The following is a 10,205-nucleotide window of genomic DNA, read 5'->3' as shown; positions in this document are numbered from 1 at the left end:
GTGCGCACTGCCCCTCCGCACGCCGACGCGATCCCGCGGTTGGGTCGCCAAAGGGGTGGCTGGTGGAAGAGGTGTGGCGTCGGCCGGGTGAGGTGCGGTGTTGGCCAGGGGTGGTGTGGGTGAGCGGGTCTGGCTGGATCAGCCGAACCCAGGTTCTTGCCCCCCCGGCGCGGGTAGCCCAGGCCCGGCCGCTCGATCCCGGGCTCTGTCCGGCCTGGCTGCCCTTGAACTTGACCCGGTTCCTCTCGCTGAAACCGGCCACGCCGCCGTCTATCAGCGGTCACTGGGCTGGGTGGAGGGTGCTCCTCGCGGGCGCGGGCAGTAGTGGTTCTGCGGCCATTGGGTGGATGCGGGGACCGGTACTCTCGCCGACACTGGACGCGGCGGACATTCCGTAGTGAGGTGGTCACCATGAGCACGAGCGACGGGACTCCGTTTTTTCCCGCCTCCGGGCCCGACCGGGACGGGACGTTGGCCGGTGACTCGGGAGACGAGCGGTTCTCCGATCCGTTGTCCGGGTTCGAGATGGCTTCCGGCCGCGCGCCGCGGCCGTTGCCGACTGCCAAGCCGGTCGAGCATGACCCGGAGGCCGTCAAGCGGATGGTCGAGGCCGCGCTGAAAGAGGAAGCCAAGAAGAAAGAAGTCGTCAAGACGCCGAATCCGATTCCGCCGTCCGAGCGGCCGGATCTGGTTCCGCTCGGGCTGCTGCCCCGGCAGCGGACCTGGCCGACCAAGGCTCCTCAGCTGCTGAAGAAGGTGCCGCGGCCGCGGCCGAAGCGGGTTACCGAGATCGCCGACGACGACATCGAGGAGGAGCTCGCCGGGCGGCAGAGCCGGCGCGGGATGCCCTCGATCAGCATGCCCAGTTTCGGCCGTCCCTCCAGCAGCACGGCGGGCGTGGTGCTCGCCGTGGTGTTGCTCATCGTGTTCGGAATTGTCGCGATCGAGCTCATCGCTAGCCTGGTGAGCAGTGTGAAGGGGCTGTTTGGCTGACGCCCTCCGGCCACCCATATCACGGGGCGTGCCCTACCCGCGTCCGCGCCGGGACTACCCTGGCCACTACACGGTCGGGGGATCCGCAGGGGTCGCCTGACGCCGCCGTGACAAGTGGGGTGGGCGTATCAGCGAGGGCGTACGGTCGGTGCCCGGCACCGGCCCGGGCGGATCGGGCGGGACGTCCACGATCCACCGGGCCCGCCGAGTGCTGGCGATCAAGCCATTCCGTCGGCTGTGGGGCGTCACGTATCTGTGCAGTGTCGCCGACTGGCTGAACCTGCTGAACCTGACCAGCCTGAGCACCAAGCTCCTCGACAACTACTCCGCGCAGAACTACGCGTTCGTCGGCGTCATCGTCACCGCGCTGCTGCCCGGCCTGCTCTTCGCCCCGCTCGGCGGCCTGCTCGCGGACCGGTTCGACCGGCGCAAGATCATGGTCATCTGCGACCTGCTGCGCTGCGGGTTCCTGCTCTCGATCGCCGTGGTCGGCGCGCCGTGGTGGCTGTTCGTCGCGAACTTCCTGGTCGGCAGCTGCTCGATCATGTGGATCCCGTCGAAGGACGCGGCGGTGCCGAACCTGCTGCGCCGCCCCGAGCAGGTCGAGACCGCCAATCAGCTCGGCATGGTGATGACCTACGGCCTCGCCGTCATCACCGCCGCCGGCGCCAACGCGCTGATCCTCGGCGCGAACTCCACGTTCCACCTCTTCCAGGGGCCGGGCGTCGACCTGTACATCGCCAAGGTCGTCGTCGTCATCACCGGCCTGCTGTACCTGACCAGCGGCATCATCGTCGCCACCCGCATCCCCGAGCTGTCCCTGCGCGACGTCCATTCGACGCCGCAGCAGAAGGTCAAGCGGGCCGACGAGGAGAAGTTCGGCTTCGGCGCGATGATGCGCGACGGGCTGAAGTTCGTCCGCAGCACGCCGATCGTCCGCGGCCTGCTGATCGGTGCTTTCGGCGCCTTCGCGGCCGGCGGTGCGGTCATCGGCGCCGCCAAGCCGTACTCGTCCTCGCTGCTCGGTGGCGACGCGGCGTTCAACCTCCTCATGCTGGCCGTCTTCATCGGTCTGGCCACCGGCATGGCGCTGGCCCCGAAGCTCGCCCACCGGCTGCCGCACGACCGGCTGTTCGGCATCTCGATCGTCCTCGCCGGGCTCGCGCTCGGCGTCGTCGCGTTGTCGCCGCACCTGTCGATCTCGGTGGCCGCGGTCGCCTTCGTCGGCGTCTGCGCCGGCACCGCTTTCCTCACCGGCGTCACGATCATCGGCTCCCGTGTCGAGGACGCGATCCGCGGCCGGATCAACGCGATCTACCAGGCGATGCTCAAGATCGTGCTGTTCGGCGCGACGGTGGTCACGCCGGTGCTGATCGGTCTGGTCCGGCAGCGCCAGGTCGACCTGTTCGGCACGCCGATCATCGTCGACGGCACCCGTCCGGTCATCCTCGGCGGCGGGCTGCTCGCCGTGCTGCTCGGGATCATCGCCTACCGGCAGATGGACGAGCGGCGTACCGAGAAGATCTTCAGCGACCTGCGCAACGCGCTGCGCCGCAACCCGCGTCGCGTCAACGGCTTCCTGATCGCCATCGAGGGCACCACCGCCGTCAACACCGCCGAGCAGGCCGCCCGCCTCGCGCGCTGGCTCGGCACTGGCACCCGGCCGGTCGTCCTCACCGCTGACCCGGCGCTCGGCGAACAGCGCTTCCGCACGCTCGTTTCGGACGCCGCCCTCACCGGCGTGCGGGCGCAGGCGCTCGTCGCCGCTGCCGTGCGCGCCGAGCTGGTGGAACGCCAGATCCAGCCCGCGCTAGACGCCGGGTCCGTGGTCGTCATGGAGCGCTTTGTCGACTCCCCGCTCGCGTCGCTGTCCGCGGCGGGCGAGCTGGACCGCGGCGAGCTGGAAGGGCTGGTCGACTGGGCCACCGGACGGCTTCGCCCGGATCTCACCGTGCTTCTCGACTCCGAACACGCGGAGGATCCGCAGCCGTCGCTGAAGGACGACCAGCTGTGGGTGCAGAAGCTGCTCGGCGAGATGGCCGCGGCTGACCCAGACCGGTACGTGGTGGTCGACGCCGAGGGCTCCGACGGCGACGTCGCGGGCCGGGTCCGCAACGCCGTCCAGTCGGTCTTCGTCGGTTCGCTCGCCGGGCTCGCCCCCACGGAACCGGCGGAGGAGGAACCCGAGCTGCCCGCGGACGCGGCTGCGGCGGACGTCGTCGAGGCAGCCGAAGCGGAAGCGGCGCAGAACGGCGCGGACGCGCTGCCCGTAGTGTCCAAAGTGGAGGATCGGTGACGACTCCGATCGGCGTCTGGACGGAACTCGTCGGCCAGGAGCCCGCCATGGAAACGCTGTCTTCGGCGGCGTCGGCGGCGGCCAAAATCGTTGCGGGAGAAGCAGTCGCGCCAGCGGCGATGACGCACGCCTGGCTCCTCACCGGACCGCCGGGCTCCGGCCGTTCGGTCGCCGCGCGCACGTTCGCCGCGGCCCTGCAGTGCAGCACCGGAACCGGCTGCGGCGCGTGCCCAGGCTGTCGCACGACGATGGCCGGAACCCACGCCGACGTGCGGCTGGTCGTCCCGGAAGGTCTGTCCATTTCGGTCGCCGAGATGCGCGCGCTCGTGCAAGCGGCGGCGCGCCGTCCGACGACCGGTGAATGGCAGGTCGTGATCATCGAGGACGCCGACCGGCTCACCGAAGGCGCGTCGAACGCGCTGCTCAAGGCGGTGGAAGAGCCGCCGGCGCGCACGGTGTTCCTGCTGTGCGCACCGTCGGACCACCCGGAGGACATCTCGGTCACCATCCGTTCGCGGTGCCGGCTGGTCCCGCTGCGCACCCCGCCCGCCGAGGCGATCGCGCAGGTGCTGATCTCCCGGGACGGCGTCGATCCCGAGCGCGCCAACTGGGCCGCGGCGGTCTGCAATGGCCACGTCGGCCGTGCGCGCCGGCTCGCCACCGACGAGGCCGCCCGGCAGCGGCGCGCCACCGTGCTGCGGATCCCGCTCGGGCTGCGCCGTCCGGACGACGTTTTCACCAGCGCTGACCAGCTGATCAGCGCGGCGGAGGCGGACGCGGGCGAGGCGAGCAAAGGCCGTGACGAGCAGGAGCGCTCCGAACTGCGCACCGCGATGGGCGGCGACGGCACCGGCAAGGGCGTCGCCGGAGCGAAACGTGCCGCCGAAGCGGCCGTGAAGCAGTTGGAGAAGCGCCAGAAATCCCGCGCGACGCGAACCCAGCGCGACACGCTCGACATCGCTCTGGTGGACCTGGCGGGGTTCTACCGCGACGTGCTCGTGACGACTTCGCGCTCCGGCGCGACGCTGACGCATCCCGACCACGCCGAGCAGATCAACTCGGCCGCGGCGGCTTGGTCGCCGGAGTCGACGATGCGCCGCCTGGAAGCAGTGCTGGAATGCCGCGAGGCGATCGGGCTGAACGTGAAGCCGCGGATCGCGGTGGAAGCCATGGTCACCACGCTTCGCCAAGGCTGACCCAGACGCCGACGAAAACGGCCCCCTCGCCAGCAGCGAGGGGGCCGTTTTCGTGACTGCCGAGAGTCAGTCGCGCGGATGCGGCGACGGCTTGAACGGGGTGTCAGCACCGCCGGACGGCCGCTTCAGCACCAGCGCGGGACGCCGCCGGTTCGGGAACGCCGCGACCATGACGACGCCCATCAGCAGCATCGCCGTGCCGGTCCAGAACAGCGGCACCGTGTCGTACGCGCCGTTCGTGTAGGCCAGGTGCTTCACCGGACCAGCCGGTGCGGCACCGCCCTGCGGCGGGGCGGGCGGAGTCGTCGAACCGCACACGACGCCGCCGGTCGGGGCGTACGCGCGGGCGATCTGCTCGCCAAGCGACAGCTGCGCCAGCGACGACGGCAGGTTGTCGCCTGCCTGCTTCGGCAGCAGTTCCTTCAGCTTCTGCGTCGGCAGGACCTGAACGTCGAGCAGCCGCGCGGCCGCGCCCAGCTGGTAGCCCTTGAACGGCGTGGTCGCCTCGGACTGCTTCTGGTCGAGGTTCGCGATGCTCAGCCGCAGCACGCCGAGGTCGAGCACCTTCCCGGTGGTGTCGCCGAGCTGCTGCAGGCCCTTCGTCGCGGTGGCGACGAGGCCGCCGACCACCGGCACGTTGTCCAGCGCGCCGAACTGGTCGCTCAGCTGCGAGAGGGGCAGGCCGATCGGGATGTCCTTGGTCGGGTGCGCCGCGTCGAGCGTGTACAGCGTCTTGCCGCCGGCCCCGATGGTGATCACCGGCGCCTGGTAGTCCACTTTGGACGTCTTCGCGTCGCCGGTGGAGGTGACGGTGAGCGTCGGCTGGCTGGCCACCTTGAGGTTCAGCTCGAGCGGCGTGCCCTTGAGGATGTTGATGTCCGCCGCCTGCAGCGTGGACCTCGACTGCACGGCCTTGTTCTTCGAACCAGGAATGTCGACGAGCTTGACCTGCGACCGCGACGACAGCGTGTTCGGCAGGCTCAGCAGCGAACCGGTTCCCGCGGCGGGCGTCTGTCCGCTGCCGGGCAGCAGGCCGCCGAGGCTCTGCAGCCCGCTCTTCGGGTCGAAACCCTGCGCGAGCTGAGTGCCCTGCGGCAGGCTCAGCCCGCCGCTGCCGAGCAACGGGACCTGCGGGAGCGTCGGGATGACGTTCAGCAGCGACAGGCTCGCGACGGACGTGCTGGCGTCGGCGATCGTGTCCACGCACGGGCCGAGCGATTCGCTCCAGCGGGCGTGCGCGGTGCCGTTGAGCAGCCCGACGTTCAGCAGCGGGTTCGACGGCGCGTTCAGGCCCCCGCTGATCTCCTTCGGGTTGTCTGGCAGCGCGGTCTGCACGAGGCTGCCCGGCGTCTGCGGAGCCTGGCCCCCGACGGCCAGCCCGAACGGCGACGACTGCGCGATCGACTTCTCATAGGCCAGGTACGCCTCCGAGTTCGCCGACGCGCTGGACAGGCCCATGCCCGCTTCGAGCGCGGACTGCTTCGGCAGCGTCTGGCCGAAGCCGGGAAGGATCGTGCTCGTGGTGACCGAGTTCGGCAGCAGCCGCAGGACGCCGAGCGCCGTCCCCGCGTCGCCGACCGCGTGCCCGAGCGGCTGCGGCCCGATGGGCGCGGACGCGGGCGGCTGCGAGGGGTTGTTCGGCTGCGGGATCGGCGTCGTCGGAATCTCCTGCGCACCAGCCGGCGCGGCCAAGAGCAGCAGCAACGCGGCAGTGGCGGGCAGCGCCAGCGCACGGGGCAGTCTTCGCTGCATGTGCCGGGTCCTCCAGATGATCGCCGGGTCGGGGAGTGAGACCGAAGTCATAGGAGCCTAACGACGCGGCCCCCGCAAGGTGACGCACCACGGCTCCGCTACACTGATGACCGTCGCACAGCGGCATGCCGCCTTAGCTCAGTCGGCCAGAGCGATTCACTCGTAATGAATAGGTCGGGGGTTCGATTCCCCCAGGCGGCTCCGCAGGTCAGGCCCCATCCGAAGCAGTTCGGATGGGGCCTGACTCGTCTTCGGGCGAGGACGCTGGCTTTCGCCGAATTCACCCGTTAGGGGACGCGCCTAGCCGGTCCGTTCGGCGAGCAACTCCAGCCCGCCAGGCCCGAGCCGCAGCACTGACGGGACCAGTTCCGTGGTCTCGTACGGCGAACCGAGCGCCTGCTGCCGGACAGTGTCCGCCAAGCCGGAGCCCTCCCTCGCCACGTGCATCTCGTCCGGGCAGGGCAGGCCGACGATCAGGTCGCCCGTCCCGAGGTGCGGCGACAGCTGGGCGTACAGATCGGGCAGTGCGATCGCGGACGCCGCCAGCTGGTTCTCCCTGGCGAGCGAGACCAGCACGTCCTCGCCCGACCCGCGGACCTCGAACTTCAGCCCGCGGGCCAGGCAGCCGAACCCGACGTCGAACAGTTTCTCGAGCGGCGCGCCCATCTGCTCCTGCTCGTGCCGGGTGATGTGCTGCATCCCGATCTTGCCCTCGGGAGTCCGCGACACCACCGCCAGCGCGACCGACAGCCTGCCGGGCACGAGCGGTTGGTGCGGCAGGGCTTCGAGCAGCCCGGCGCGCGGTGAGGACGCACTCCAGAGGATCGGCAATATCTCCTCGGTGCTCTCCTCTTTCTCAGCCATCACCGCGCGGGCTTCGGCGAACGCGCGCTCCCAATCGCCTGAGGCGGGCCGGGTGAAACTGTAGGTGCACTCGGCCTTCCGGAAATTCTTGACCATGAATTTCTGGTCGGCGGCGGAAGGCTGCCATTCGCTGTACACCGCCAAAACCGCGGACCCGCGCACCTTGTGCTGCTGGCGGACGCTCGCCCACGCCTGCTCGACAGCGTCCTCGGACTGGGTGGGCGCGCTGGCCAGCACTGGTTCGGGCAAGCCCTTGATTCGGAAGACGACGAGATTCTGGGAAACGTCATCGTTCATCGGATTCCCCTGCGGGAAAAGGATCTTCGCATGCTTCTTAGCTACCACAACCGGCGCGCAGTCCGGCGAGGCTGAAGGAGAGCGTGCGCCGCCACGCGTTCGGATTGGACTCGACCGTCTCGCGCACGATCAGCGCGTTCGTGAAGATCAGCAGCATCAGATCGTCGGACGTGACGTCCGGGCGGAGCGTCCCGGACCGTTGCGCGCGTTCGAGCAGGCGGACCGACTTCGCGAGTTCGGCCGTGCAGCGCGCGGTTAGTTCAGGCGCGTCCTGGAGCTGCCGGCTGATCGCGTCCCGGAACGCGGGGTCGTCGGCTTGCTGTTCGCACAGCACGGTCACGTAGGTGACGAACGATTCCCACGGGTCGTCGACCGCCTCCGCCCGGCGCATCGCCTCGTTCATTCGCTCGGCGACCAGTTCGGGCATCACCGCGTCGATCAGCGCTTCCCGTCCGCCGAAACGGTTGTAGAGAGTCCCGGCGCTGACGCCCGCCCGCTGCGCGATCTCCTCCAGCGGCACCGCCAAACCCTTCTCCCGGAAGGCTTCCGCCGCCGCGGTGAGAAGCCGTTCCTGGTTGCGCCGCGCGTCTCGGCGCAGCGTGGGCTTCCCCTCCGTTTTCACCGGGTCATCGTAGGTCCGCGCGAGAAAGTTGACAACGGTCTCAACTTGGCGCCAAAGTTGAGACCGTCATCAACTTATGGAGGTTCCGTGTCGAAAACCCTGGTCCTGCTTGGTGCGGGCACTGGCCTTGGCCCCGCGATCGCCCGGCGCTTCGGCCGCGAGGGGTTCCGGGTCGCGCTCGTCGCGCGCAATCGCGAACGCCTCGCTGCCTTGGCTGATCAACTTGGCGCGGAGGGCATCGAAGCGGCGGCGTTTCCGGCGGATCTGGCGCGTCCGGCGGAGATCCCGGCATTGGTCGACGCGATCCGGCACCGCTTCGCGCGGATCGACGTGGTGTCGTACGCGCCGTTGGATCTGAACGGATTCACGCCCGCTGCCGACTTGACCACCGCGACCGCGCAGCAGCTCCTCGACCTGTATTTCCTCACCCCGATCGCCTTGGTCCAGGCCGTGCTGGGGGAACTGCGCGACCGCGGCGACGGCAGCATCTTGATCAGCCAGAGCGTCTCGGCCACTCAGCCCGCTCCCGTTCTCAGCGGCATCGGCCCGGCGATGGCCGCGACCCGCAACTACATCCAGAGCCTGGCGGCGGAAATCGCGCCCGACGGCGTGCACGCGGCGACGCTTCAGATCGGAGCCATGATCCGGGGGAGCGCCGTTCACGGCGCACTGCTGTCCGGCGCTATCGCACCCAATACGGAGTTCCCGGAGATCGACCCGGCCGACATCGCCGAGACGCTGTGGGAGATGCACGCCAAGCGCGACGCCTTCGACCTGCAGCTCCCCTGAGGCTTCACTTGGCGGGTGCCGCCGATTCCGGGATCGGTTCGCCGACGCCAGTGGTCAGCAACGCGTGCAGGCTCGTGTTGACGCAGCTCGTCCAGCCTCGGGAGCACTCGCGGTAGCAAGCCTGGTCCGGAGTGAGGCCGTGATGCGTGAAGCGCAGCGTCGTCCCGTCTGGGCCCGGCGTGATGTCGAAGCTCATCCGGGTGTCGGTCCACTCGTCGGGCTGGTCGGTGAAGGCGACGTACGCGTCCTCGACGTGCCAGGCGACCCGGCGGCCGGGCGCGAGTTCGGTGACGCGGATCCGGGTCGACGGGATTCCCTTGTCCACAAAGGAAAACGCGTCGCCGACCGCGGTCGCGGTGCCGGTGATCGTCTTGCTGAACCAGCCGCGGACGTCGGTGACCGCGGCGAAGACCTCCTCGGGGGTGCGGTCGACGGTCAGCTCAGTCGTGAAGGAGTTCATCGCGCTAGTCCTTTCGCGAAGTAATGCAACTGAATGGTTGCGACACTATGGCAACCGCGTGGTTGCGTCAATGGGTGTGGTTGCCTAGGCTCGGCCCGGAAGGAGCACGGCATGGGGTTTCCCGACCGCATCGAGCGGACGGTCGAGCTGGCGCACCCGCCTGCGGCGGTGTGGACGGCGCTGACCACGGCCGACGGCCTGAGCGCCTGGTTCGGCGACGAGGCCGAGATCGACCTGCGCCCGGGCGGTCTCGGGCGGGTCGCGTGGATCGGCGATCGCAGCGCCGAGATCCGGGTCGAACGGGTCGAGAAACCGGCGGTGTTCGGCTTCACCTGGCCGGTCGACGGGATGCCGGACGACGACCCGCGCCGCACGTACGTGGAGTTCACCCTGCGGGCGCACGACGGCGGAACTCGGCTCACGGTGGTCGAGACCGGGTTCGCGCAGCTGCCGGACAGCCAGTACCCCGCCACCTACCGCTCGCACACCGAGGGTTGGGCGCGCGAGCTGGACGAGCTGGCGGCCAGCCTCGATGCCGGCTGATTCCGAAGCGGTCGCCGAGCAGGTTTTCGCCGCGCTCGCCGACCCGACCCGGCGCGCGATCCTCGCCGAACTGGCCGCGCGCGGTCCGGCGACGGCGACGGATCTCGCGGCCCGGCTTCCGATCACGCGGCAGGCGATCGCCAAGCATCTCGGTCTGCTGTCCGACGCCGGGCTGGTCGTCGCGGAACCCGGTGAGCGGCGCCGGGTGCGGTACCGGCTCGATTCCGCGCCGATGCGGGTCGCGCAGCAGTTCCTCGCCGCGCTCGCCCGGGACTGGGACGGTCCGCTGGCCGCGCTGCGGGCTCATCTCGACCGCGAAGAATGACCCGCGATTTCACTCATCTGAGGGACGGAGTCGGCCGACTGGCCAGCAGCTTGGGCCGGAAGAACGAG

General features: G+C 69.9%; 10 protein-coding genes and 1 tRNA gene. 7 read left to right on the top strand and 4 right to left on the bottom strand.

Features of this window, described 5'->3' with window-relative positions; genetic code table 11:
- Positions 1-411 precede the first annotated feature (411 nt).
- The 3 genes from ABD156_RS02410 (at position 412) to ABD156_RS02400 (ending at position 4,485) form a co-directional block, all read left to right on the top strand.
- The gene (locus ABD156_RS02410) at positions 412-993 is read left to right on the top strand and encodes a hypothetical protein (protein WP_344265605.1); all 582 of its coding nucleotides are present in this window, start codon (positions 412-414) and stop codon (positions 991-993) included.
- Between the two features lie 148 nt (positions 994-1,141).
- On the top strand, positions 1,142-3,289 hold the full coding sequence (locus tag ABD156_RS02405; RefSeq protein ID WP_344265602.1) for a bifunctional MFS transporter/dTMP kinase: 2,148 nt from the start codon (positions 1,142-1,144) through the stop codon (positions 3,287-3,289).
- A complete protein-coding gene (locus tag ABD156_RS02400; RefSeq protein ID WP_344265600.1) occupies positions 3,286-4,485 on the top strand; it encodes a DNA polymerase III subunit delta' in 1,200 nt (399 codons plus the stop codon). The genes ABD156_RS02405 and ABD156_RS02400 overlap by 4 nt, the downstream gene beginning before the upstream one ends.
- Positions 4,486-4,551: 66 nt before the next feature.
- Here the strand turns inward: ABD156_RS02400 and ABD156_RS02395 are convergent, their stop codons facing one another.
- Entirely contained in the window at positions 4,552-6,237 is a 1,686-nt protein-coding gene (locus ABD156_RS02395; protein WP_344265597.1) for a hypothetical protein, read from the bottom strand.
- Positions 6,238-6,364: 127 nt separating this feature from the next.
- Here ABD156_RS02395 and ABD156_RS02390 point away from each other — a divergent pair.
- Positions 6,365-6,438, top strand: a tRNA-Thr gene (locus tag ABD156_RS02390).
- Positions 6,439-6,537: 99 nt separating this feature from the next.
- Here ABD156_RS02390 and ABD156_RS02385 read toward each other — a convergent pair.
- Positions 6,538-7,398, bottom strand: coding sequence for a hypothetical protein (locus tag ABD156_RS02385; RefSeq protein WP_344265594.1), 861 nt, complete (start codon positions 7,396-7,398; stop codon positions 6,538-6,540).
- 37 nt (positions 7,399-7,435) lie between these two features.
- Positions 7,436-8,020 carry a TetR/AcrR family transcriptional regulator gene (locus ABD156_RS02380; RefSeq protein WP_344265591.1) on the bottom strand — a complete coding sequence of 195 codons (585 nt, stop codon included), beginning with the start codon at positions 8,018-8,020 and terminating at the stop codon, positions 7,436-7,438.
- Positions 8,021-8,107: 87 nt separating this feature from the next.
- On the opposite strand from ABD156_RS02380, the gene ABD156_RS02375 reads away from it, so the two are divergent.
- Positions 8,108-8,809: an SDR family NAD(P)-dependent oxidoreductase gene (locus ABD156_RS02375; RefSeq protein ID WP_344265588.1), complete on the top strand. Its 702-nt coding sequence runs from the start codon at positions 8,108-8,110 to the stop codon at positions 8,807-8,809.
- A gap of 4 nt (positions 8,810-8,813) precedes the next feature.
- On the opposite strand, the gene ABD156_RS02370 is transcribed toward ABD156_RS02375, so the two are convergent.
- Positions 8,814-9,269, bottom strand: a complete 456-nt coding sequence (locus ABD156_RS02370) for an SRPBCC family protein (protein WP_344265584.1) — start codon at positions 9,267-9,269, stop codon at positions 8,814-8,816.
- Between the two features lie 111 nt (positions 9,270-9,380).
- On the opposite strand from ABD156_RS02370, the gene ABD156_RS02365 reads away from it, so the two are divergent.
- Together ABD156_RS02365 and ABD156_RS02360 are read left to right on the top strand one after the other, a co-directional pair.
- Positions 9,381-9,812, top strand: a complete 432-nt coding sequence (locus ABD156_RS02365) for an SRPBCC domain-containing protein (protein ID WP_344265581.1) — start codon at positions 9,381-9,383, stop codon at positions 9,810-9,812.
- Positions 9,802-10,137 (top strand): ArsR/SmtB family transcription factor, encoded by a 336-nt coding sequence (locus ABD156_RS02360; protein ID WP_344265578.1) that lies wholly within the window; start codon positions 9,802-9,804, stop codon positions 10,135-10,137. Before ABD156_RS02365 ends, ABD156_RS02360 begins: the two co-directional genes overlap by 11 nt.
- Positions 10,138-10,205 lie beyond the last annotated feature (68 nt).

Origin of the sequence: Amycolatopsis albidoflavus (genome assembly GCF_039525725.1) — a bacterium.
GTDB lineage: Bacteria > Actinomycetota > Actinomycetes > Mycobacteriales > Pseudonocardiaceae > Amycolatopsis > Amycolatopsis albidoflava.
The sequence above is the reverse complement of the archived record's forward strand: the minus strand, read 5'-3'. Positions and strand labels throughout refer to the sequence as shown.

Bases quoted from the DNA above. Each gene is read 5' to 3' on its own strand.
- ABD156_RS02410 (WP_344265605.1), top strand. From the start codon at position 412: ATGAGCACGAGCGACGGGACTCCGTTTTTTCCCGCCTCCGGGCCCGAC.
- ABD156_RS02395 (WP_344265597.1), bottom strand. From the start codon at position 6,237: ATGCAGCGAAGACTGCCCCGTGCGCTGGCGCTGCCCGCCACTGCCGCG.
- ABD156_RS02385 (WP_344265594.1), bottom strand. From the start codon at position 7,398: ATGAACGATGACGTTTCCCAGAATCTCGTCGTCTTCCGAATCAAGGGC.
- ABD156_RS02370 (WP_344265584.1), bottom strand. From the start codon at position 9,269: ATGAACTCCTTCACGACTGAGCTGACCGTCGACCGCACCCCCGAGGAG.
- ABD156_RS02365 (WP_344265581.1), top strand. From the start codon at position 9,381: ATGGGGTTTCCCGACCGCATCGAGCGGACGGTCGAGCTGGCGCACCCG.
- ABD156_RS02360 (WP_344265578.1), top strand. From the start codon at position 9,802: ATGCCGGCTGATTCCGAAGCGGTCGCCGAGCAGGTTTTCGCCGCGCTC.